This is a genomic window from Mesorhizobium sp. L103C105A0 (genome assembly GCF_000502215.1).
Classification (GTDB): domain Bacteria; phylum Pseudomonadota; class Alphaproteobacteria; order Rhizobiales; family Rhizobiaceae; genus Mesorhizobium.
In genome coordinates, this window is the sequence record NZ_AYXF01000003.1 from 78,773 (window position 1) to 100,875 (window position 22,103).

The following is a 22,103-nucleotide window of genomic DNA, read 5'->3' on the forward strand; positions in this document are numbered from 1 at the left end:
GTGCTTGCCCACTATCCGTCGGCACCGACGGCCCGGGCATCGAAACAGCAACAGCTTGAGTTGCGCGCAAGGCAACCAAGTAATTTTGGGGAAACGCCATGGCTGACAGACCCTCAATCAGAACTCCGCTAGCTCGAGTGCGGGGCCTTGGATCGGCGAAACACGGAACCGAAACGTTCATGCTGGAGCGGCTGACATCTGCTGCCCTGTTGATCCTTGTCATTTACATCGTCGCGGTCGTTATAATGCTGGTCGGTGAGCCTCGAGACGCCGTCCTCAGCATCGTAGGATCGATCTATGTCGCGCCAGCCCTTATTGGCTTCATTCTCGTAAGCTGCGTTCACATGCGGCTTGGAATGCAATCGATCATCGAAGATTACTGCCATGCCACCGTGCTCAAATCGCTTCTTCTGATCGCCAATTGGTTGTTCTGCTGGGCAGTCGCGCTCGCAAGCTTGTTCGCTGTGCTGTTAATCAGCTTCAGATAGCGATCCGGTTCTCAGCTGCAGCCAACGTCTGCCACCGGCAGGCTGAAGTTCGCCTCAGCGGCGAACCGGGCTGGCTTGCGCACAGGAGTTCGACAACCCGGCCTCATCTGATTTGCGGCAGCCTGTCCCATTGATGGAAAGGGGGTGGAGAGGTCAGCTCCCACTCCAATGTGGTAGCTCCTGGCCCCCATGGGTTCATGCCGGCGGCTCTTTGCCGGTAGAAAGCTTCCAAGATGCCGAAGAGGAAAATCACGACACTCGCGGCCGACAGGTACGATCCATACGAGGACACCATGTTCCAGCCGGCGAATGCGTCGGGATAGTCGACATAGCGACGCGGCATGCCCGCCAATCCAAGGAAGTGATGGGGGAAGAAGACGAGGTTCACGCCGACGAAGGTCGTCCAGAAATGGACCCCAGCCAGAAGCGGATTGTAAAGATATCCCGTCATTTTCGGAAACCAGTAATACCAGCCCGCGAAGATGCCGAAGATCGCTCCCAGTGAAAGTATGTAGTGGAAATGCGCGACGACGAAGTATGTGTCGTGCAGTTCACGGTCGAGGCCGGCATTTGCGAGTTGAACGCCCGTCACCCCGCCTACGGTGAACAGGAATATGAAGCCGAGGGCCCAGAGCATCGGCGTCCGCAGGCTGACCGAACCGCCCCACATGGTTGCAATCCAGGAGAACACTTTTATCCCGGTCGGCACTGCGATCACCATCGTGGCGAAGGTGAAGTAGCGCTGCGTGTCGAGGCCTATCCCGCTGGTGTACATATGGTGGGCCCAGACGACGAAGCCGATCACCCCGATCGCCACGATTGCGTAGACCATCCCGAGATACCCGAAGATCGGCTTTCGCGAGAAGGTCGAGATCACCTGGCTGACGATGCCGAACGCCGGCAGGATCATGATGTAGACTTCCGGGTGGCCGAAGAACCAGAAGAGATGCTGGTACAGCAGCGGGTCGCCTCCGCCGTCCGGCGCGAAGAACGTGGTTCCGAAATTGCGATCGGTCAGGAGCATGGTGATGGCGCCGGCCAGCACCGGCAGAGCCAGCAGCAGCAGGAAGGCGGTGATGAGGATCGACCACACAAACAGGGGCATCTTGTGCAGGGTCATCCCCGGCGCGCGCATGTTGAAGATGGTGGTGATGAAGTTGATGGCTCCCAGGATCGAGGAGGCGCCCGCAATGTGCAGAGACAGGATGACCAGATCCACGGCGGGACCGGGATGGCCGGAGGTCGACAGCGGCGGGTACAGGAACCAGCCGGTCCCAGGGCCATAGCCGCCGGGGACGCTGGGCATGAAGATCGACAATAAAAGCAACATCAATGCCGGCGGCAGCAGCCAGAACGAGATGTTGTTCATGCGCGGGAAGGCCATGTCGGGGGCGCCGATCATGATCGGAACCATCCAGTTGGCGAAGCCGCCGATCAGGGCGGGCATCACAGTGTAGAAGATCATGATCAGCGCGTGGGCCGTGGTGAAGACGTTGTAAAGCTGCTTGCCGGCGTCGATCGCCGCGTCGCCCTGGTAACCGTAGATCATCGACGCCAGTCCGGGGAAAAACTGGATCCCGGGTTGCTGCAGCTCGATTCGCATGCTCACCGACAAGAGCATGCCGATCACCCCCGCGATGAAAGCGAAGACCAGATAGAGTGAGCCGATGTCCTTGTGGTTGGTCGAAAACAGCCATCGGGTGATGCCGCTCGGCTGATGGCTGTCGAGACCGTCCGGATCTGCCGCCGTATATTCGTTCATGACCTTCTCCGCTTGAGCCGTCCGTCGCCAGCATCGAACCGTGCTGGAACTTGATTGTTCCCTCCACCGAACCGGCGGTAGGAACATTCCACGGAAGCCGCGGTTAGGTTCCGCGCGGCCGACCCTGCGCGGCTGAGGATCGACGTCCATGCTGGCGATAATTGCTGCGACACTGGTTCTGACGACGGTGGTTGGTGGGCTGATATCCGCCTTCTGGCTCGAGGCGCGTCATGGTCTCCATGACCCCATGCCGCCGGACATGTCGGTGCCCAGGCAACTGAACGCCCCGGCCTGGAGCCGGTGGTCCTGACATGGACGCGATCACCGCGACACTCGACCCGAGAACGCGAGCCGGCTGGCTGCTGCTCGGCTTCGCGCTCGGCGGTTTCTTCGACGGCATCGTCCTGCATCAGATCCTGCAATGGCATCATCTTCTCTCGGGCGTCGCCGATCCGGTGGGTTCCGACCTGCGCTTCCAGATCATGGCCGACGGCCTCTTCCATCTTTTCATGTATGTGCTCGCCGTCGCCGGCACGGTGCTGCTGGTGGCCGCGAGGGCGGCCGGCGCGCGGCCCGGGAGCACCACGGAGATCCTGCGGCTCGCCTTCGCCGGGTTCGGCGTCTGGCATGTCGTCGATGCCGTCGTGTTTCACTGGCTGCTGGGTCTGCACCGGATCAAGATGAACAGCGACTTGCCGCTCGCCTGGGATATTGCGTGGCTGGTCATCTTCGGCATCGTGCCGCTTGTGTTGGTGCTGGTGCTGCCCAACCGCGGCGGACCGGCACGCGGTGCTTCGGCAGCGCTTACCAGCATCGTCCTGCTCGCGGGAGTGGCAGCCGGCGCCGGCCCGTTCTTCAACGGTGCCGCCAATTCCATCATCGTCTTTCGGGCCGGGATGGAACCGGCGGCGATGATGCGGGCCGTTGAAGTCGCCGACGCCCATCTCAAATGGGTCGACGCCAGCGGCACCATCTGGGCGGTCGACCGCGTCTCATGGCGCGGGTTGGTAGCCCTTCACGCGCGCGGCGCCTTGGTGGTCAGCACGACGCCTGTCATTGCCGGATGCCTTGCCTGGACCGATGCCGCCGGAGTGAGCAGTAGCTCCAGCCAGCAGCGAGGCACTCCTGCCAGGCTATGACTTCCGGACAGGGATAGGGGAGTATCAAGCATGCAATTCGCCACCGAGAGCAGCCACGGCCGGAGCCTGACACCGCGGATCGTCGTGGTCGGCGGAGGCTTTGCCGGTCTGGAGGTTGCCAAGGCGCTCGGCAAGGCGGAAATCGGGGTGACGATCATCGACCGCCACAATCACCACCTGTTCCAGCCCTTGCTCTATCAGGTTGCAACCGCCGCCTTGTCGGCGCCTGACATCGCCGAGCCAATCCGCAAGATCCTGGGCCGCTATCCCTCGGTTCAGGTCCTCTTCGGCGATGTCACCGAGATCGTCACCGAAGCCAGGATACTGGTGCTGGCCGATGGGACCACGGTCCCCTACGACATCCTGGTCTTGGCCACCGGTTCGCAGCCATTCTATTTCGGCCAGGAGAGCTGGGCTCGGGTTTGTCCCGGTTTGAAGACCATCGAGGACGCGCGCACGATCCGGTCACGGCTGCTGCTGTCGTTCGAACACGCGGAACGGACCACCGATCCAGTCGAGCAATCCCGGCTGATGACGATCGCCATTATCGGCGGCGGCCCGACCGGTGTCGAACTGGCGGGCTCGATCGCCGAACTCAGCCGGCACACACTGGCGCGCGACTTCCGCAACATCCGGCCCGAGAAGACAAGGATCATACTGGTAGAAGCCGGCGAGCGTCTGCTCGCCGGATTCGCCCCGGAGCTTTCCAGATATGCACGTCTGCGCCTTGAAAGCCTGGGCGTCGAGGTCGCGCTCGGCAACCGGGTCGAGGCGATCGAAGCGCATCAGATCACCGTCGGCGGCCAGGTGATCCCGGTGGCCTTGACGCTCTGGGCCGCCGGGGTGGCGGCTTCTCCGCTGGTCGCCCAGCTTGGTGTCGGGCTCGACCGCGGCGGTCGGGTGAAGGTCGAATCCGACCTGCAGGTCGTCGGCCATCCCGATGTCTTCGCGCTTGGCGACGTCGCACTGGTCCTCGATGGGAACGGCCAGCCATTGCCGGGTCTTGCCCAGGTCGCCAAGCAGCAGGGCGAGCACCTCGGCAAGGCACTGGCACGCCGGATAGATGCTGGCGATACGCTGCCCGCTTTTGTCTTCAGCAATCGAGGCAACACGGCCATTGTCGGCCGCCACGCTGCCGTGTTCGAATCGGGTAGGCTGAAACTGAAAGGCTGGTTCGCCTGGTCTGCCTGGGCGCTCATCCATGTCTACCTGCTCGTCGGTTTTCAGCACCGCGTTCAGGTCTCGATCCAGTGGCTCTGGCGCTACCTGACCTATGAGCGTGGCGCCCGGCTCATCGCCGAGGAGCGAGTCGAACCGGGTTCGAAATCATCGCCGGGAGCGGCCCCGAGAGAGCCGCTGCCAACCAAGGCAGACGCCGCCCCGGCATTGCACGCCCGCACTGACTAGATTGCCGGGTGCTCAGTTCGGAGACAGTGGCGATGCGGGCGTCAGCTCTGGATTCCGCCACGGCCCGTCGTCCCACGGCAGCCCGAACCTCGATAGTTGAGGCGGGTGGTTCCCAGCTTGTATCCGGTGCCGGCCTGATGGATCCGGATGGCACCAACGACGTTGCGTCCCTATATGAACAAATGAACACAGGCTCCTCGAAACGGGATCTGTTGAACCCCTCCTCTTCAGAGACAGCTCGTCATGACGTCACCTGCGACTGCTGAACAACCCCCGGTCATTCAGACGGGGCTTCCCGCCCTGAGCAACAGCTATGCGCAATTGCCGGAGCGCTTCTTCGCGCAAACAGATCCGAAGCCGGTGTCCGAACCGCGGCTGATCCGGTTCAACCGGCACCTCGCGGAGGAACTCGGGCTCGATGCCGACCAGCTTACCAGCCCGGATGGAGTGGCGATGCTTGCCGGCAACAGATTTCCGGAAGGGTTGCAAGCAATCGCCCTGGCCTATGCGGGCCACCAGTTCGGAAACTTCGTGCCTCAGCTTGGCGACGGGCGCGCCCTGCTGCTTGGCGAAGTGGTGGACGTCAACGGCGTTCGCCGTGACATCCAGCTGAAAGGATCGGGACCAACGCGGTTCTCGCGCAACGGCGACGGCCGCGCCGCACTCGGCCCTGTCCTGCGCGAATATGTCGTCAGCGAAGCGATGGGGGCGCTCGGCATTCCGACGACGCGAAGCCTTGCGGCGGTGCTCACCGGCGACCCGGTCTATCGCGAGGTCCGGCTGCCCGGCGCCGTCCTGACACGGGTGGCGGCAAGCCATATCAGGATCGGCACGTTCCAATATTTCGCCGCGCGCCACGACACCGAGGCGCTCAAGATACTGGCCGACTATGCCATTCAGCGTCACTTCCCACAGCTGGCGGGGGAAGCACGGCCGTACCGGGCTTTGCTGGAGGCCGTTGTCGCCGCACAGGCGGACCTGGTGGCGCGCTGGATGCTGGTCGGCTTCATCCATGGCGTCATGAACACCGACAACATGTCGATCTCGGGCGAGACGATCGACTATGGCCCATGCGCCTTCATGGACGCTTACGACCCCAGCGCGGTGTTCAGTTCGATAGACCGCGCCGGTCGCTATGCCTATGCCAACCAGCCTCGTGTCGCCACATGGAACCTTGCGCGCTTTGCCGAGACCCTGCTGCCGCTCATGAGCACGGACGAGAATGAAGCAGTGTCTGAAGCGGAAGAGGTGCTGAGGTCGTTCCAGGCCTCCTATGAGGCTGTGTTGCAGCGCGGCTTCCGCAGAAAACTCGGACTGCTGACCGAAGCGGAAGGCGACTTGCAGCTCGCTGCCGACTTTCTGGATGTGCTGGCTCGCGGCGAAGCGGATTTTACGCTCGGCTTCCGGCGCCTGGGCGATGACCTCGACGCTGCGGACGGCCAAGGCACGGCGCGGCAGTTGTTTAAGGATCCAGGCTCATTCGATGCCTGGTCGGCGCGGTGGCGCCAGCGCATCGCAAGCGAGGGCGACACGGCCACGCGCCGTTCTGCCATGCAATCGGTCAATCCCAAATTCATCCCCCGCAATCATCGCATCGAGGCGATGATCCAGGCGGCGTTGGGCGGCGACTTCAGACCGTTCGAGGAGATTCTGGCGGTCGTCAGCCGTCCCTTCGATGAGCAGCCGGGAATGGAACGCTTTGCTGAGCCGCCACGCCCGGATGAGCGCGTCCTGCAGACATTCTGCGGTACATGAGACATTCGTGATGGTCGCTTAACATGTGCAAATGCGGAAGACCCATTTGCAAGCTATCGTCACGGGCACTCTCGTAGGGGCTGAGCTATGACGATCATAGAATTGGCATTCGAATTGCTGGCACGGAAGCTCGTAGACCGTACCGGAATATCAGACGAAGATGCTCGAGACCTTGTCGCAGCCATGGGAGCTGACTGGTCATCGCTCGTGCGAGCAGCGAGGGCGATCAAAGAGGCTTAGGTCTTTTGACGTCGTTTTAGCTGCCATCAGCTGCAGGCAGATCGGACCAGAGGCTGCTGCCGCGATCCAGGCGCGACACCGCGCTCTTCACCGATCATGTCAGCAACGTGGTCAAGCACTGTATTTCGGTCGCTCCAGATCGACCGGATACAACACGCTGTCCCCTGAAAGCCACTGAAGCCCGCTACGCAAGTCGCCGCAAGCTCGCAATAAACAGCGATAGCAGCCAGGCTTAGGATTTATATTGCAGGCCCGCACCACTGGCGGGGCGACGCGGGCCTGCCCAGAGATTGCCTGTCCTCGACAAGCAACGCAGGCCCTGCCGTTCGTTGAAATCCGCGTTGGGAGTCAGATTCCGTCGGCACCGAAAAGCACAGGTGCTGACGAAGCAGACGGAACTTCCCCCCACGATCACGGTTTTGAGTCACGATAGCAACCCAAGGAGATGCAGATGTCGAGCAAAATGCCGCCCGTGCCGCCTGAGAACCAGAGCCAGAAGGGTCGAGGAGAAGGGCGACAGGTTAGCCACGATGATGCCCAGCACGGCACTCACGGAGCGCCGGATCCGGAGCGCCAAGGGCAGCAAGCCAACACCAAGGTCAACACCACTCATCAGGGCCGTCAGCAGGATCGGTGATCATGTCCACATCGAAGAAACACCCGAACACGATCCGGCAGGGCGGGCCAGGCGCATCGCACGAGAACGCCAGAAAACCCTTACAGATCAACAAGCCCCCGGCGGATGAAGACCGTCGATCCAAAAGCCGAGTTTCAGGGGGTGGCGGTGAAAAGGACAGTCATCATTCGCACAATCCAGCCAAGAAGGGTAGCAACAGTTGAACCCACGGCTTTGTGAATGATTGTGCTAAAGCGCGCCGCGTGTGCATGTCATTGTCTCACAACCGAGCCTTTTTTTGAGTGACATGCATAGCCGGACCAGGGTGAGGATCAGCGAGTCGAGACGCCCGGAAAAACCGGAGGCCGTGGGCCCGCACCACTGGCGGAGCGATGCGGGCCCGGCCAAGGGTTACGGCCCTCGACCAGCAGCGAGGGGCTCGCTGCCGCATGCAGAACAAGCCCCGTAATTTCAGGTTCCGCTAATATACAAAAAAGCCGGCCACCTTTCGGCAGCCGGCCAGTTCCAACAGAACAAGGGAACGTGCACTGATGGGGCAGTGCAACGCCCGAAGTGTTTCGAGGCGACGATGTTCCACCGGAAATCCACAGATTCGCCGTTTCGATCTACATTGGCCGGATTGAAAGATCTTTGACGATCTCTCCCAAGTTCTCGCGGAGCCCGGTCCGACGTGTGGCGCCCTGTCTGCGCCTTGGCTCTCTATGCGGCCAGCAAGCTCATCTTTGAAGAATGCCCGCCGCGACTGCCGCGCGCGTCAAACACCGGCGTGCAATTGGTCGAGCGCGCGGCAGACCGGGGACGCGTCAAGTCGAGCGTCGGTCGACGTAGGTGTAGACGCCGGCCCCAATGGCGACCGCGCCGACCGTGATCACGATCGATGGCGCGCCCATCAAACTGGCAAAGACCGCCCAGATGAGGGCGATGACGATAGCGCCGAGTGTTCCCAGGATCAGTCTCGGCATTGTCTACCCCTCCACGTTCGGGCCGCCTGTGGATGGTCGTCACCCACCGGTCATGCGAAACGCCGCATGAAAGCACAGTGTGGCCCATGAGGTGAAGGGCCGCGCCGGAATACTCCGGTGCGGAAAAGATGATGCCCGCGCCGCCAAAGCCCGGGTGTTCAATAGCCAAATGGCTGGACCGGCGCCTAGCGCCTCAGCGCGTGGACTTCCGCCATGCTTTCGCCGCCCATCGGCAGGGCCATGTCATCATCGAGCAGCCGGGTGATGCGGGCAAAGCCCGTAAACGCCTTCCTGGCTGCTTCGGCCGACATTCTGCCCGACAGGGCCGCGGAGCAGCAATTCACGGCGCACTGATACACAGGCCCACGCCGTCCCAATGGCCATTTCTGCAAAAAGACCATCGCTTCGGCAACGCTATCGACTTCCTCGACGGGGTGTCCCTGCCCGCGCGCAATGCGCACGGGCGTAAAGAAATGCAAGCGGTCCATTTTGTTCTCTCCCTGGTCGGCCGCAGCGCGAACCAACCCTACTAAATTCGCGGATGGCGCGTTTGTTCCGCTTATTGCAAAAAAATCTGCGCTGGTGGGCTTGGGTTGCCGACGCCCGCTTTTGTCCGGAACGTTAGGCCGGCTGATGCATTTCGCTCTCGTGATTGCCTTGAGGGACACGTTCAAACCATGCGCATAGCCCATGTCGCCCCTTTGCACGAATCGGTGCCACCCCTTCTCTATGGCGGCACCGAGCGCATCGTTTCCTATCTGACCGAAGGGCTGGTCGAACTCGGCCATGAGGTGACGCTGTTCGCCAGCGGCGACAGCCGGACGTCGGCCAGACTGATACCAGGTCGCGAACGCGCGCTACGCCTCGATCCGCGTCCACTGAAATCGGACACGGCGGCGCATCTTGCGATGCTTGCCGATGTGAGGAACCGAGCCCACGACTTTGATATCATTCATTTTCATCTCAGCCATTTCCTGCATTTCTCGTTCTTCGAGACCATGCCGGACAAGACGGTGACAACGCCTCATGGCCGGCTCGATTATGTCGATCTGGCGCCAGCCTATGAGCGTTTTCCGCGCTTTCCGCTGATCTCGATCTCGCATAGCCAGAAGACCGGGCTTGCGAATGCCAATTGGCTGGCCACCATCCATCACGGGCTGCCGACGGGTCTCTATCAGCCGACCTTCGAGACGGCGGCAGGCGAACCATACCTCGCCTTTCTCGGCCGGCTTTCGCGCGACAAGCGGCCGGACCGGGCCATCGACATCGCCTTGCGCTCGGGCATGAAACTCAAGCTGGCGGCCAAGATCGGCGACGATGATCGCGCCTATTTCCATGAGACGATCGAGCCGTTGATCGATGGCGACCGCATCGACTATGTCGGCGAGATCGCCGAGAGTGAGAAGACTGAATTCCTCGGCAATGCCGCTGGTCTGCTGTTTCCGATAGACTGGCCCGAGCCGTTCGGCCTTGCCGCGATCGAGGCGATGGCGTGCGGTACGCCAACCATCGGCTGGAACTGCGGTGCGTTGCCGGAAGTCATCGACCATGGCGTTACCGGATTTGTCGTCGATTCTCTCGACGCCGCGGTCGCCGCGGTGCCGGCCTTGCTGCAACTCGACCGGCGAAAGGTGCGCGCCGTCTTCGAAAGTCGGTTCTCCGCCAACAGGATGGCGCGCGACTATCTCACTGCCTATGCGCGTCTCATCGGCGCCCCGGCTGAATCGAAAGCGTCGTGAACGACGGCGGACGTTCCGAGCCCGAAACAGAGATTTGTGACTGATGACCGAACTTGACGAGCGCAAGCTCGACCCTGCCGTGGCCCTTGCCTCCCTGGACGAAACCGCGCCGCGCGAGCCGCACCGGCTGTTTGCCCTAAAGCAAGGCGACTGTTTTGCCGTGGCCGATGCCTACGGCGATATCAGGGGTGCGGGCGACGGTTTCTTCCGTGACGACACCCGGGTGCTGTCGGAGTTCAGGCTCACCGTCGGCGGCCGGCAGACATCGCTGCTCGGCGCCTCGCTCAGCCAGGACAATGTGCTGTTCACCAGCAATATGACCAATTTGCCGATGCAAAGCGTCGGTGGCCGCGACATCCCGCAGGGCGCCATCCATATCGAGCGCGTCAGGCTGTTGTGGCAGGACCGGCTGTTCGAGCGCATCACCCTTTCCAACTACAGCCAGGAGCATTCGGCAATCCGCGTCTCGCTGCATTTTGCCGCCGATTTCCGCGACATGTTCGAGGTGCGCGGTTCGACCCGGCCGAAGCGCGGAATGGCGCATGCAGCGGAGATCGCGCCTGCCTCGGTGCTGCTGCGCTATGACGGACTGGACGGGCTGGCGCGGGTGTCGGCGATCTCGTTCTCGCAGCCGCCAGACCAGTTGAGCGCCGAGCGCGCGGATTTCCTCATCGCAGTGACCAAGCGCAGCAGCAAGATGCTTTACGTCGAGGCCGGCGCGGAACTGACCGAAACGCCCGACCGCGACCGCTTCCGGGCGGCCGCGGCGCGCGCCCGTTTCGGCATGCGGGCCAAGCGCCGCCATGGCGCGACGGTGCACAGTTCGGGTCGCGTCTTCAACGATTGGGTCGAACGCGCCCGCGCGGATGTCGCCTTGCTGACCACCGAGTTGTCGACCGGCCCCTACCCCTATGCCGGCATCCCCTGGTTTTCGACGGCCTTCGGCCGTGACGGCGTCATCTCGGCGCTGCAGATGCTATGGCTCAACCCCGGCCTGGCGCGCGGCGTGCTTGCCTTCCTCGCCCAGCACCAGGCGACCGAGACATCGCCTTTCAGCGACTCGCAGCCCGGCAAGATCATGCACGAGACGCGCAAGGGCGAGATGGTGGCGCTGCAGGAACTGCCTTTCGGCCGCTACTATGGCGGCGTCGATACCACGCCGCTCTACATCCACCTCGCTTGCGCCTATGCCGAACGCACCGGCGACATGGACTTCATCGCCAGCCTGTGGCCGTCTCTCTGCGCCGCCGCCAAGTGGACGGAAGAGGCGAGCCGCGCAACCGGCTTCGTCACCTATCAGCGCGCTGCCGAATCCGGCCTTGCGAACCAGGGCTGGAAGGACAGCTTCGACTCCGTCTTCCACGCCGACGGGCGCATCCCCAAGGGGCCGATCGCGCTGGTCGAAGTGCAGGGTTATGTCTTCGCCGCCTTCAGGGGCCTTGCCGCTCTCGCCCGCCGCCGGGGCGAGTTCGCGCAGGCCGAGCACTGGGAAAATCGCGCCGAAGAGATGCGGATCGCCGTCGAGCGTGATTTCTGGCTGGACGATCTCGGGTTCTATGCGCTGGCGATCGACGGCGCCGGAGAGCCGTGCAAGGTGCGCACCTCGAATGCCGGACACCTGCTCTATGTCGGCCTGCCCGAACCGGCGCGGGCTAAGATGGTCGCCGACCAGTTGCTTTCGGCTTCCTTCCACTCCGGCTGGGGGGTGCGAACGCTTTCCGACGATGCTGTGCTGTTCAACCCGATGTCGTACCACAATGGTTCCATCTGGCCGCATGACACGGCGATGTGCGGCGCCGGCCTGGCGCGGTTCGGCGAGCGTGACAGCGTGGTGCGGCTGATGAGCGGTACGTTCGAATCGGCAGTGCATTTCAACATGCGACTGCCAGAACTGTTCTGCGGTTTCACCCGCTCGCCGGGCGAAGCGCCGATCGCCTACCCCGTCGCCTGCCTGCCGCAAGCGTGGTCCGCAGGCTCGGCCTTCATGCTGATGCAGGCGTGCCTCGGTCTGGAAATCGACGGCTGGAACGGCGAAATCCACGTCACTCGACCCCGTTTGCCGATCGGCATCGATACGCTGACGCTCAGGCATCTGGGTGTCGGCGAAAAGAGGGTCGATCTTACCTTCCAGCGCGTCGGCGACCGCGTCGTCGCCTTTCTCGCCGACCGCCATGAAGGGCTGGTTCCGCTGATCGTGCGGACATGATCTGAACGGCCTTCAACGGGAACCGAACCCAGGGTTTGTGCGTTGCGAAAAACACAGGTTCTCACGGGCGATCGTCGGCTGCGAACACTCAAATCGAACCATGAAGAAAAAGGCCCTGACGGCCAAAATTGAGTTGGAATTGGAATGACTGATTATGGCATGGCCCTGCTCTGGGTCTTGATCCTTGCAAGCCTTGGCCTTTCGATTCTAGCCGTTCTGTTATCGATCTCCAGGCAACGTCGTAGCCATAGCTTGACGGTTGCACCGACTGCCGGCGAGGACGTCGCATCGGAAGCGACGCGCAAGGTTTTGCGGGAGTTCGAGAAGAATGGACAATCTCCCGACGCGGCGCTGGTGAACTGGTCGCCCGACACCTTGCGCAAGATACTTGCCGACGACCTGCCGGACGCGCAGGTCATCGTCGTCTCGAACCGAGAACCCTATATCCACAACATCAAGGACGACGGCGTCGAGCTTCTGGTGCCGGCCAGCGGCCTGGTGTCGGCGCTTGAGCCTATCACCCGCGCCTGCAGCGGCACCTGGATCGCCTATGGCGGCGGAACTGCGGATCGTCTGACGGTCGATAGCAACGATCGGGTTCAGGTGCCGCCCGACAATCCGTCCTATACGCTGCGCCGCGTGTGGCTGAGCGACGACGAATATCAGGGCTACTATCTCGGCTTTGCCAATGAAGGGCTTTGGCCGCTCTGCCATATCGCCTTCACCCGGCCGGTCTTCCGTGCCTCGGACTGGGAGGCCTATGAGGCCGTCAACCGCAAATTCGCCGATATGGTGGTTGCCGAGGCGCGCAATGAGCGGCCGATCGTGCTGGTTCAGGATTACCATTTCGCGCTCCTGCCGCGCATGATCCGCGAGCGCCTGCCGGAGGCGATCATCATCACCTTCTGGCACATCCCGTGGCCGAACTCCGAAGTGTTCAGCATCTGCCCATGGCGCGAACGCGTTCTTGATGGACTGCTCGGGAGCTCGATCATCGGCTTTCACACCCAGTTTCATGCCAATAATTTCACTGAAAGCGTAGACCGGTTCCTGGAAAGCCGCATCGAGCGCGCCGACGCCGCGATCTCGTATGGCGGGCGGACGACCCTGGTGCACGCCTATCCCATCTCCATCGAATGGCCGGCCGAACTCCTGGCCAAACTGCCACCGGTCGAGGAAAGCCGCGCCCGCCTGCGTGAGCGGTTCGGCCTGTCGGCGGACGTCAAGCTGTGCGTCGGCGTCGAGCGCCTGGACTACACCAAGGGCATCCTCGACCGCTTCCATGCGCTGGACGAATTGTTTACGCGCCACCCCGAGTGGATCGGCAAGGTAGTGTTCCTGCAGATTGCTGCCCCAAGCCGCGGCACGCTGCCGGCCTACCAGCAATTGCACGATGAATGCCTGCGTTATGCCAACGAGCTCAACCAGCGCTACGGTCATGACGGCTACAAGCCCGTGGTCATGGTGGCTGAGCACCATTCGCAGCAACAGGTCTATGAGATCTATCGCGCCGCCGACATCTGCATGGTCACCAGCCTGCATGACGGCATGAACCTCGTAGCCAAGGAATTCGTCGCCGCGCGTGACGACGAACAGGGCGTGCTGTTGCTCAGCACGTTTGCCGGCGCGTCGCGCGAACTGCTGGAAGCACTGATCGTCAATCCTTACGACGCGGCGATGATGAGCCAGGTGTTGCTGCAGGCGCTGACCATGTCACCGGACGAACAACGCGAGCGCATGCGCCCGATGCGCGAAATAGTGCGCGACAACAATGTCTTTCGCTGGGCCGGCAGCATGCTTCTCGATGCGGCGCGCCTGCGCAAACGCGGCGACCTCGAAAGAGCGACAAGTGTCGCCGAGCGGCCCGCAAACACCGACACCAACATCGTCTCGCTGTTCGACCGCATGCGGAAGGTGGCGTCATGAATAGCCTGTCGAAAGCACCGGGCCTGCCAACCGCACCCGACCTGCCGGAAGGACAATGGGCGCTTTTCCTCGACATCGACGGCACGTTGCTGGAGCACGCCGCGCACCCCGACGCCGTGTCCGTGAGCGACGAACTGCGCAACCTCCTCGGCGCCGTCGACAAACGGCTGGACGGCGCCGTCGCCTTTATCACCGGCCGCTCGGTCGAGGGCGCCGACCGCCTGTTTCATCCGTTGAAGCTGCGTGTTGCGGGTCTTTATGGGCTGGAACACCGGCTGACGCCGGACGGCCCGGTCGTTACCGCCGATGCTCCCGCCGATATAGCTGCCCTTGCCGACGCCATCGAAGCCGAACTGGATGACGGCCTTGTTCATATCGAGCGCAAGGGTCCGATCCTCGCCATCCATACGCGTGCGGCGCCGCATCTGCTGGCCAGGGCAACGCATCTCGCCGAACAGGCATTGACCGAGCTTCCCAAGGGCTATCGGGTTATCCCGGGCAACGCCGGCGTCGAACTCATGCCGCTCGAAGCGGCCAAGGGCGCTGCCGTGCGGCGTTTCATGGCAATCCCGCCCTTTGCCGGACGGCGGCCGGTCTTTCTCGGCGACGACACCGCCGACGAAAACGGTTTCGAGGCGATCAACGAGGCCGGCGGCATCTCGATCCGGGTCAAGCCGCGTGGGCCGACCGTGGCCCAATACAGGCTCGATGATGTCACCTGCGCGATAGCTTGGCTTGCCGCCAATTTCGACGCATCACCGGCCCTCAACCGCAAAGCGTCCTGATCGCTGCCCCTGCGGATCGAATCAAGATCGCCGCGTTTGCGCCGACCTTCGCCAAAAGCCGATCGATAAGCGCTGTTCTCATTGAATATCTTTAAGGCCAAAGCCGGCAAATGGATTGCTTGCCGGTTCCCCTGCGTCAGGCATAACCTGCGCAGTCGACGCGTGAGGGCGCGTGCGGCATCAAGGGGAGGACATCGCAGTGACCATACAAGGCGCATCACCTGATCTATACAATGAGGATCTGGCTCCGGCCAAAGTCCGAAACTGGGGGCCGTTCTCGATCTTCAACGTCTGGACGTCGGACGTCCACAGCCTCTGGGGCTATTATCTCGCCGCAAGCCTGTTCCTGTTTTGCGGCGGCTTCGTCAATTTCATCATCGCCATCGGCATCGGTTCGCTGATCATCTACGCGCTGATGAACATGGTCGGCTATGCCGGCGTGAAGACCGGCGTGCCCTACCCCGTGCTGGCGCGCGCCTCCTTCGGCATCTGGGGCGCCAACATTCCGGCCCTGGTGCGCGCCCTCGTAGCCTGCTTCTGGTACGGCGCGCAGACGGCGGCGGCATCGGGCGCGATCGTGGCGTTGCTGATCCGCTCGCAATGGTTCGCCGATTTCAACGCCAACACGCATTTCCTCGGCCACACGGGTCTGGAAGTGATCTGTTTTGTGGTCATCTGGGCACTGCAATTGCTGATCATCCAGAACGGCATGGAAACGGTGCGTCGCTTCCAGGATTGGGCCGGACCGGCGGTGTGGGTGATGATGTTGATCCTGGCGATCTATCTCTGTGTAAAATCCGGGAGATTTGCCTTTACCAGCGACATCCCGATGGATGTGCTGCTCGACAAGACAAAGGATGCCGGCGTACCCGGAACCCCTGGCTCCTGGACGTCGCTGTTTGCGGTGGCCGCGATCTGGGTCACCTATTTCTCGGCGCTCTATCTCAATTTCTGCGATTTCGCCCGCTATGCCCCAGACAAGGCATCGCTGCGCAAGGGCAACATCTGGGGCCTGCCGATCAATCTCATCCTGTTCTCGCTGGTCGCCGGCGTGACCACCATCGCTGCCTTCGACGTCTATGGCGAAGTGCTTCTGCATCCCGACCAGATCTCGGCGAAATTCGACAGCTGGTTCCTGGCAGCGCTTGCAGCCCTGACTTTTGCCGTGGCGACGCTCGGCATCAATGTGGTGGCAAACTTCGTCTCGCCGGCCTTCGACTTCTCCAATGTCTTTCCCCGGCAGATCGACTTCAAGAAGGGCGGCTATATCGCGGCCGTGATCGCGCTGGTGCTTTATCCCTTCGCGCCGTGGGAAGGCAGTGCCGCGTCTTTCGTCAACGTCATCGGCGCGACGATGGGGCCGATCTTCGGGGTGATGATGGTCGACTACTATCTGATCCGGAAGGGCGAGGTCGACGTCGAGGCACTGTACCGCGAACATGGCGAGTTCCGCTTCCAGGGCGGCTGGCACGTCAACGCCTTCATAGCCGCCGGCATCGGCGCCATCTTCTCCTCGGTCCTGCCGAACTTCACCAACCTGCTGCCGGCATGGTGGGGCGTTTATGGCTGGTTCTTCGGCGTCGGCATTGCAGGGGTCATCTACTACGTCCTTCGCACCGCCGCCCTTGGCGCAGGGGCCAGGACGGCGAAGGCGTGAAATGAGAGATAGGGAGTAGTCAGTAGCCAGTAGGGAATAGTATAACCCCTACTCCCTACTCCCTACTCCCTACTCCCTACTCCCTACTCCCTACTCCCTACTCCACCATCTCAGCCAACCTCCGCACCGTGTTCCAGTTGCGTGCGGTGCCGATGCCCATGCGCTTGTGGTTCATGGCAGCGAGCAGCCGCGAGCTTGGCCGCTCGCGCGAAAAGACGACCCAGATGTCACCGTTGACCGAAGCCACCTTCTCGTCCTCCGCGGCATAGGCCTGGAGCGCGGCCACACCATCCGCTGGTGCTGGCTTGCGCATCACCCGCACAGCCACCTGATCGCCTGCCTCGGCAGAGTCGCCCGGGAATGGGTTGCCGGCGGCAAGTTTCAGCCAATCCTCGGCAGTGCGCACGATGATGACGACATTGCGGCCGAAGGTTTTTTCGAAGGCCGTTTCCAGCCGCTGTTCCAGCTTGGCGATACCAGTCGCCCGTGTCTCGAAGACCAGATTGCCGGTCGCCACCAGGGTGCGCGGGTTCTTCAGCCCAAGCTGTTCTGCCATCGCCTTGAGGTCGGCCATGACGACCCGGCGGCCTTCGCCGAGGATAATGCTGTAGAGCAGCGCAACATAGGTTTGCATGGCAACGCGGCCTGCTTATACCAGCCGCGACTGGTCCACCGCGGCCGAGATGAAGCTGGCGAACAGGGGATGCGGCTCGAGCGGCCGGCTCTTCAGCTCCGGGTGATACTGGACGCCGATAAACCAGGGATGGTCGGGATATTCGACCGTTTCCGGCAGCACACCGTCGGGCGACATGCCGGCAAACACCAGGCCGCAATCCTCAAGCCGCTCCTTGTAGTCGATGTTGACCTCGTAGCGGTGGCGATGGCGCTCGGAAATCTGGGTGTCGCCATAGATGTCGGCGATCTTCGAACCCTTGGCGAGTTCAGCCTGATAGGCGCCGAGCCGCATGGTGCCGCCGAGATCGCCGGTTTCGCGGCGCTTCTCCNGTTCAGCCTGATAGGCGCCGAGCCGCATGGTGCCGCCGAGATCGCCGGTTTCGCGGCGCTTCTCCAGCATGTTGCCTTTCAGCCATTCGGTCATCAGGCCGACGACCGGCTCGTCGGTCGGACCGAATTCGGTTGACGAGGCGTGTTCGACGCCGGCCAGCGAGCGCGCTGCCTCGATGCAGGCCATCTGCATGCCGAAGCAGATGCCGAAATACGGCACCTTGCGCTCGCGGGCGAATTTCGCCGCCAGGATCTTGCCTTCCGAGCCGCGCTCGCCGAAGCCGCCGGGCACCAGGATGCCATGCACCTTTTCCAGCCACGGCGTGGGGTCTTCCTTCTCGAAAATCTCGCTCTCGATCCAGTCGAGCTTGACCTTGACGCGGTTGGCCATGCCGCCATGCGACAAAGCCTCGATCAGCGATTTGTAGGCATCCTTGAGGCCGGTGTATTTGCCGACGATGGCAATCGTCACCTCGCCCTCCGGATTGTGGATGCGGTTGGACACGGCCTGCCAAGGCTCCATGCGCGGCTTCGGCGCCGGATCGATACCGAAGGCGGCCAGCACTTCCGAATCGAGCCCTTCCTTGTGGTAAGCCATCGGCACGTCATAGATGTGGGGCACGTCGAGCGCCTGGATGACGGCACTTTCGCGCACATTGCAGAACAGCGACAGTTTTCTGCGCTCTTCCTTGGGGATGGCGCGGTCGGCGCGGACCAGCAGGATATCGGGCGCGATGCCGATGCCGCGCAATTCCTTGACCGAATGCTGGGTCGGCTTGGTCTTCAGCTCGCCGGCCGTGGGGATGTAAGGCATCAAGGTCAGGTGGACATAGACGGCGTTGTTGCGCGGCAGATCGTTGCCGAGCTGGCGGATCGCCTCGAGAAACGGCATCGCCTCGATATCGCCAACCGTGCCGCCGATCTCGCACAGCACGAAATCATAGTCGTCATTGCCGTCGAGCACGAAATTCTTGATCTCGTCGGTGACATGCGGAATGACCTGCACGGTGGCACCGAGATAGTCGCCGCGCCGTTCGCGCTCGATGATGTTCTTGTAGATGCGGCCGGTGGTGATGTTGTCCTGCTGGTTGGCCGAGCGGCCGGTGAAGCGCTCGTAATGGCCAAGATCGAGATCGGTCTCGGCGCCGTCATCTGTGACGAAAACCTCGCCATGCTGGTAAGGCGACATCGTTCCGGGATCGACATTGAGATAGGGATCGAGCTTTTTGATGCGTGCGCGATAGCCTCGCGCCTGCAAGAGAGCCCCAAGGGCAGCTGCAGCGATGCCTTTTCCAAGTGAGGAAACCACGCCGCCTGTGATGAATACATATCGCGCCATGGGAGTCATCGCTTAACGCGGCCGAATTGATTCCGCCAGAGAAAAAACCGCCGCTGAGGCTTTTTCCAGAGAAGGCGCGATAGTCCCGAGGTTCGAGACTGGTGTTTTGGTCAAAACAAAAGGGCCGGCAAAAGCCGGCCCTTTCGGCAGGTTTGTGAAAGCGTCAGATGATGACGACCTTGGTGCCGACCCTGACGCGGCTGTAGAGGTCCATGACGTGCTCGTTGATCATGCGGAAGCAGCCATTGGAAGCGCTGGTTCCGATCGACTGCGGCGCGATGGTGCCGTGGATGCGCAGATGCGTGTCCTTCTTGCCGTCGTAGAGATAGATGGCGCGGGCGCCGAGCGGGTTCTGGCCGCCGCCGGGCATGCCGTCCTTGTACTGGCCGTAATGCTTGGGTTCGCGCTTCTGCATGTCGAGCGTCGGGATCCAGCGCGGCCATTCCTGCTTGTCGCCAACGGCAACCTTGCCCTTGAACTGCAGGCCTTCGCGGCCGACCGCGATCGCATAGCGGCGGGCGGTGAAAGCCGATTCGACGAGGTAGAGGCGGCGCGCGCTGGTATCGATGACGATCGTACCCGGCTCATAGCCGCTGAATTCGACGTCCTGCGGCACGAATTCCGGCTTCACCTTGAACTGCTTCTTGGCTTGCCGCTTGGCGAGAGCCTGGTCGAGCGCGCGCGTTTCGGGGAGATAGGCAATCGACGAGGCAGAGGACGTGCCGCCGAACAGGCCGGCGAACAGTCCGCCGCTCGTCGGCTTCTGGCCTGGGGCCTCGCTGCGCAATTCGCCATTGTTGCCGGTCAGCGCGATATTCATCGCTTCGGCCGGAAGCGGTTCAGCCGATTCGATTGGCTCGATCGGGTCAACCGGAGCGATGATCTTGGTGGTCTTCTTGCCTGGCTTGGCGTCGGCAGCCACGACCGGCTTGCCCTTGCTTGCCAGGAACGCCTGGCGCTGGGCATCGGCCCTGGCTTTCGCCGCATCGCGCATCGCCAGCTTGCGGGCCTCGAGCGCCTTGACGCGGGCGAGATCCCTGTCGGCGGCGATCTTGTCTTCGAGCTTGCTGATCTGAGCCAGATCATCCGGGCTCGGGTTTTTCTTCTTCTTGAGAAGCTTCAGCTGCGTCGCATCGCTCTTGGCGGCGACGTTGATGACAGCGGTTTTGCCAACCGCCTGCGGTGAGGTCATTGCCGGAGTGCCGGCGAAGACCGCGGAGCTCATGCCGAATACGGCACAAAACCCCATGAAAATGAAGCTGCGAAGCTGCATGGCGAAGATCCGATCGTTCAATGCTTGTTGCCCACGGCGTCGCCCGGCGCCCCCCAAGGGCGCAGAAAGTGCCGCCGGCAATCTATAATCGAAGTGGCGTACGGGCCTCAAGCACGGGGTGCGGTCGAATCTTCGTGATCGTGTGCCATTTGCCGCGACTGTGTTGAAACAACAACAGATCGCGGCATCCGACCCTACCGACTACTGGTTCGGAACCTGCGGCGTGACCGGCAAGGTAACGCCATTGGTAGCCGGCGGCGCAGCCGAATCGGTTGCAGGTGGCGTCGCCGGAGATGGAGCCGTCGCCGGGGCCGTGGTGGCGGGCGGCGTGGTGGCGGCGCCGTTGGCCGCGGGCGCGGCCGGTGCGGTGTTGCCCGAAGGCGGCGTCGGCGCCGTCGTGCCGGGCAACTGATTGAGCACGCCGTTGCCGCTGTCGGCCGGCACGCGGTCGAGAATGTCGATCGGTTTTTCGCCATAGCGGGCAACGATCGAGAGTGTCAGCGACGTCACGAAGAAGGCCGCGGCCAGGATCGCCGTCGCCCGCGTCAGCGCATTGGCGGCGCCACGCGCGGTCATGAAACCGGAACCGCCGCCAATGCCGAGACCACCGCCTTCGGAGCGTTGCAGCAGCACCACGCCGACAAGGGCGAGCACGACCATGAGGTGGATGACGATCAGTACGGTTTCCATATTTTATCCTGGCAAGCCCTGCCGCTCCCTGGCGATCAGGGCCGGTGATTTGGAGGCGGCTCCATACAATGCTTTAACGGCATTTCCAAGCCCGTGGCCGGAATATGGGAAGCAATGCGCCCTTTGCAACGATTTCCGCCGAACTGCTGCGTTCATAAGTCGATGACGGAACTGGTCGGCAACGAAATTCCGGGGCCTACGCGATATTCTGGTATGCCTCGGCGATGGCGAGAAAGTCGGACGCCTTCAAGCTGGCGCCGCCAACCAGCGCGCCGTCGACGTTTTTGACGCCCAGCAGTTCGACCGCGTTGGACGCCTTGACCGAGCCGCCATAGAGGATGCGCATCTTGCCGGCCACGGCTGCGCCGAGCGCTTCCGCCAGTTTTTGGCGGATATTCGCGTGCGCCTCCGCCACGTCTTCGGCGGTCGGCGTCAGGCCGGTGCCGATAGCCCATACCGGCTCGTAGGCGATAACGGTGTTGGCGGGCGTTGCGCTCGGTGGCACCGAGCCGGCGACCTGCCGCGACAACACGTCGAGTGCTGTGCCCGCTTCGCGCTCGGCCTTGGTCTCGCCGATGCAGATGATGGCGACGAGCCCTGCCCGCCACGCCGCCGAGGCCTTGGCGAGGACGATGGCATCGTCCTCGCTGCGCTGTTCGCGGCACTCGGAATGGCCGACAATGACGTGGCTGGCGCCCGCATCCTTCAGCATCTCGGCTGAGACACAGCCGGTGAAGGCGCCGCTTTCCTTGATGTGGCAGTCCTCGCCACCGGCCCGCACCGGCGTGCGCGACAGGATTTCGACGGCGCGCGACAGCAAGGTCGCCGGCACGCAGACCAATGCTTCGGTCTCTGCGTCGAGCCCGCTCATGAAGCCGTTGCCGATCATCCTGAGCTCGTTCAGCGAAGCGCTGGTGCCGTTCATTTTCCAGTTGCCGGCAACGAGCGGTCGAATTCCTGGCGTCATGGGGATCTGGTTCTCCGGGCGACATTGGGGTCTCGCCCTCCCTATCAAAATCAGGCCACAAAGCAATCGACAGTGAGCCGGAAGGGCGCTATTGCGCTTGTTTCAGACTCGGGCGCACGCAAAACT

The 22,103-nt window shown here is 62.5% G+C and carries 20 protein-coding genes; 12 read left to right on the forward strand and 8 right to left on the reverse strand.

Annotation, left to right across the window (positions count from 1 at the left end; genetic code table 11):
- Positions 1–98 precede the first annotated feature (98 nt).
- Positions 99–488, forward strand: coding sequence for a succinate dehydrogenase, hydrophobic membrane anchor protein (gene sdhD / locus X727_RS153715; protein ID WP_031204176.1), 390 nt, complete (start codon positions 99–101; stop codon positions 486–488).
- A gap of 103 nt (positions 489–591) precedes the next feature.
- Here the strand turns inward: sdhD and ctaD are convergent, their stop codons facing one another.
- Complete coding sequence (gene ctaD / locus X727_RS153710; protein WP_023834102.1) at positions 592–2,250, reverse strand: cytochrome c oxidase subunit I; 1,659 nt, start codon at positions 2,248–2,250, stop codon at positions 592–594.
- A 148-nt stretch (positions 2,251–2,398) separates the two neighbouring features.
- On the opposite strand from ctaD, the gene X727_RS1000000168495 reads away from it, so the two are divergent.
- From X727_RS1000000168495 to X727_RS1000000168970, 6 genes are all read left to right on the forward strand, one after another.
- On the forward strand, positions 2,399–2,560 hold the full coding sequence (locus X727_RS1000000168495; RefSeq protein ID WP_023693466.1) for a hypothetical protein: 162 nt from the start codon (positions 2,399–2,401) through the stop codon (positions 2,558–2,560).
- A 1-nt stretch (position 2,561) separates the two neighbouring features.
- A complete protein-coding gene (locus X727_RS153705; protein ID WP_023702856.1) occupies positions 2,562–3,389 on the forward strand; it encodes a DUF2243 domain-containing protein in 828 nt (275 codons plus the stop codon).
- Positions 3,390–3,419: 30 nt separating this feature from the next.
- Complete coding sequence (locus tag X727_RS153700) at positions 3,420–4,796, forward strand: NAD(P)/FAD-dependent oxidoreductase (RefSeq protein WP_023672682.1); 1,377 nt, start codon at positions 3,420–3,422, stop codon at positions 4,794–4,796.
- A gap of 243 nt (positions 4,797–5,039) precedes the next feature.
- Positions 5,040–6,551 (forward strand): protein adenylyltransferase SelO, encoded by a 1,512-nt coding sequence (locus tag X727_RS153695; protein WP_023834103.1) that lies wholly within the window; start codon positions 5,040–5,042, stop codon positions 6,549–6,551.
- A 691-nt stretch (positions 6,552–7,242) separates the two neighbouring features.
- Entirely contained in the window at positions 7,243–7,428 is a 186-nt protein-coding gene (locus tag X727_RS153690) for a hypothetical protein (protein ID WP_023688550.1), read from the forward strand.
- Between the two features lie 2 nt (positions 7,429–7,430).
- Positions 7,431–7,631: a hypothetical protein gene (locus X727_RS1000000168970; RefSeq protein WP_081726098.1), complete on the forward strand. Its 201-nt coding sequence runs from the start codon at positions 7,431–7,433 to the stop codon at positions 7,629–7,631.
- A gap of 600 nt (positions 7,632–8,231) precedes the next feature.
- Here the strand turns inward: X727_RS1000000168970 and X727_RS1000000167895 are convergent.
- Both X727_RS1000000167895 and X727_RS153685 read right to left on the reverse strand, forming a co-directional pair.
- Positions 8,232–8,390: a hypothetical protein gene (locus X727_RS1000000167895; protein ID WP_023672685.1), complete on the reverse strand. Its 159-nt coding sequence runs from the start codon at positions 8,388–8,390 to the stop codon at positions 8,232–8,234.
- 185 nt (positions 8,391–8,575) lie between these two features.
- Positions 8,576–8,878, reverse strand: coding sequence for a DUF982 domain-containing protein (locus X727_RS153685; protein WP_023688551.1), 303 nt, complete (start codon positions 8,876–8,878; stop codon positions 8,576–8,578).
- A gap of 189 nt (positions 8,879–9,067) precedes the next feature.
- On the opposite strand from X727_RS153685, the gene X727_RS153680 reads away from it, so the two are divergent.
- The 5 genes from X727_RS153680 to X727_RS153660 all read left to right on the forward strand — a co-directional run bounded on the left by X727_RS153680 (position 9,068) and on the right by X727_RS153660 (position 16,703).
- Entirely contained in the window at positions 9,068–10,129 is a 1,062-nt protein-coding gene (locus tag X727_RS153680; protein ID WP_023672687.1) for a glycosyltransferase family 4 protein, read from the forward strand.
- 43 nt (positions 10,130–10,172) lie between these two features.
- A complete protein-coding gene (locus X727_RS153675) occupies positions 10,173–12,335 on the forward strand; it encodes an amylo-alpha-1,6-glucosidase (RefSeq protein ID WP_023834104.1) in 2,163 nt (720 codons plus the stop codon).
- A gap of 144 nt (positions 12,336–12,479) precedes the next feature.
- The gene (locus X727_RS153670; RefSeq protein ID WP_023682445.1) at positions 12,480–14,261 is read left to right on the forward strand and encodes a trehalose-6-phosphate synthase; all 1,782 of its coding nucleotides are present in this window, start codon (positions 12,480–12,482) and stop codon (positions 14,259–14,261) included.
- Complete coding sequence (otsB, locus tag X727_RS153665; protein WP_023748419.1) at positions 14,258–15,046, forward strand: trehalose-phosphatase; 789 nt, start codon at positions 14,258–14,260, stop codon at positions 15,044–15,046. The genes X727_RS153670 and otsB overlap by 4 nt, the downstream gene beginning before the upstream one ends.
- A 199-nt stretch (positions 15,047–15,245) precedes the next feature.
- Positions 15,246–16,703: an NCS1 family nucleobase:cation symporter-1 gene (locus X727_RS153660; protein WP_023672691.1), complete on the forward strand. Its 1,458-nt coding sequence runs from the start codon at positions 15,246–15,248 to the stop codon at positions 16,701–16,703.
- Positions 16,704–16,800: 97 nt separating this feature from the next.
- Here X727_RS153660 and X727_RS0133805 read toward each other — a convergent pair whose 3' ends face one another.
- The 5 genes from X727_RS0133805 to tpiA all read right to left on the reverse strand — a co-directional run bounded on the left by X727_RS0133805 (position 16,801) and on the right by tpiA (position 21,977).
- On the reverse strand, positions 16,801–17,337 hold the full coding sequence (locus tag X727_RS0133805; RefSeq protein ID WP_031204181.1) for a DUF1697 domain-containing protein: 537 nt from the start codon (positions 17,335–17,337) through the stop codon (positions 16,801–16,803).
- A gap of 15 nt (positions 17,338–17,352) precedes the next feature.
- Positions 17,353–19,056 (reverse strand): CTP synthase, encoded by a 1,704-nt coding sequence (locus X727_RS153655; protein WP_081726099.1) that lies wholly within the window; start codon positions 19,054–19,056, stop codon positions 17,353–17,355.
- 154 nt (positions 19,057–19,210) lie between these two features.
- Entirely contained in the window at positions 19,211–20,320 is a 1,110-nt protein-coding gene (locus X727_RS153650; RefSeq protein ID WP_023834106.1) for a L,D-transpeptidase, read from the reverse strand.
- A gap of 201 nt (positions 20,321–20,521) precedes the next feature.
- A complete protein-coding gene (gene secG, locus X727_RS153645; protein WP_023724397.1) occupies positions 20,522–21,010 on the reverse strand; it encodes a preprotein translocase subunit SecG in 489 nt (162 codons plus the stop codon).
- Positions 21,011–21,206: 196 nt separating this feature from the next.
- Complete coding sequence (gene tpiA / locus X727_RS153640; protein ID WP_023754858.1) at positions 21,207–21,977, reverse strand: triose-phosphate isomerase; 771 nt, start codon at positions 21,975–21,977, stop codon at positions 21,207–21,209.
- Positions 21,978–22,103 lie beyond the last annotated feature (126 nt).

What these genes read in the sequence shown, in the direction of transcription:
- X727_RS1000000168495 (WP_023693466.1), top strand. Translation starts at nt 2,399, where the DNA reads ATGCTGGCGATAATTGCTGCGACACTGGTTCTGACGACGGTGGTTGGT.
- secG (WP_023724397.1), bottom strand. Translation starts at nt 21,010, where the DNA reads ATGGAAACCGTACTGATCGTCATCCACCTCATGGTCGTGCTCGCCCTT.
- X727_RS153685 (WP_023688551.1), bottom strand. Translation starts at nt 8,878, where the DNA reads ATGGACCGCTTGCATTTCTTTACGCCCGTGCGCATTGCGCGCGGGCAG.
- X727_RS153700 (WP_023672682.1), top strand. Translation starts at nt 3,420, where the DNA reads ATGCAATTCGCCACCGAGAGCAGCCACGGCCGGAGCCTGACACCGCGG.
- X727_RS153695 (WP_023834103.1), top strand. Translation starts at nt 5,040, where the DNA reads ATGACGTCACCTGCGACTGCTGAACAACCCCCGGTCATTCAGACGGGG.
- ctaD (WP_023834102.1), bottom strand. Translation starts at nt 2,250, where the DNA reads ATGAACGAATATACGGCGGCAGATCCGGACGGTCTCGACAGCCATCAG.
- X727_RS153670 (WP_023682445.1), top strand. Translation starts at nt 12,480, where the DNA reads ATGACTGATTATGGCATGGCCCTGCTCTGGGTCTTGATCCTTGCAAGC.
- X727_RS153705 (WP_023702856.1), top strand. Translation starts at nt 2,562, where the DNA reads ATGGACGCGATCACCGCGACACTCGACCCGAGAACGCGAGCCGGCTGG.
- X727_RS1000000167895 (WP_023672685.1), bottom strand. Translation starts at nt 8,390, where the DNA reads ATGCCGAGACTGATCCTGGGAACACTCGGCGCTATCGTCATCGCCCTC.
- otsB (WP_023748419.1), top strand. Translation starts at nt 14,258, where the DNA reads ATGAATAGCCTGTCGAAAGCACCGGGCCTGCCAACCGCACCCGACCTG.
- sdhD (WP_031204176.1), top strand. Translation starts at nt 99, where the DNA reads ATGGCTGACAGACCCTCAATCAGAACTCCGCTAGCTCGAGTGCGGGGC.
- X727_RS153675 (WP_023834104.1), top strand. Translation starts at nt 10,173, where the DNA reads ATGACCGAACTTGACGAGCGCAAGCTCGACCCTGCCGTGGCCCTTGCC.
- tpiA (WP_023754858.1), bottom strand. Translation starts at nt 21,977, where the DNA reads ATGACGCCAGGAATTCGACCGCTCGTTGCCGGCAACTGGAAAATGAAC.
- X727_RS1000000168970 (WP_081726098.1), top strand. Translation starts at nt 7,431, where the DNA reads ATGTCCACATCGAAGAAACACCCGAACACGATCCGGCAGGGCGGGCCA.
- X727_RS153650 (WP_023834106.1), bottom strand. Translation starts at nt 20,320, where the DNA reads ATGCAGCTTCGCAGCTTCATTTTCATGGGGTTTTGTGCCGTATTCGGC.
- X727_RS153680 (WP_023672687.1), top strand. Translation starts at nt 9,068, where the DNA reads ATGCGCATAGCCCATGTCGCCCCTTTGCACGAATCGGTGCCACCCCTT.
- X727_RS0133805 (WP_031204181.1), bottom strand. Translation starts at nt 17,337, where the DNA reads ATGCAAACCTATGTTGCGCTGCTCTACAGCATTATCCTCGGCGAAGGC.
- X727_RS153690 (WP_023688550.1), top strand. Translation starts at nt 7,243, where the DNA reads ATGTCGAGCAAAATGCCGCCCGTGCCGCCTGAGAACCAGAGCCAGAAG.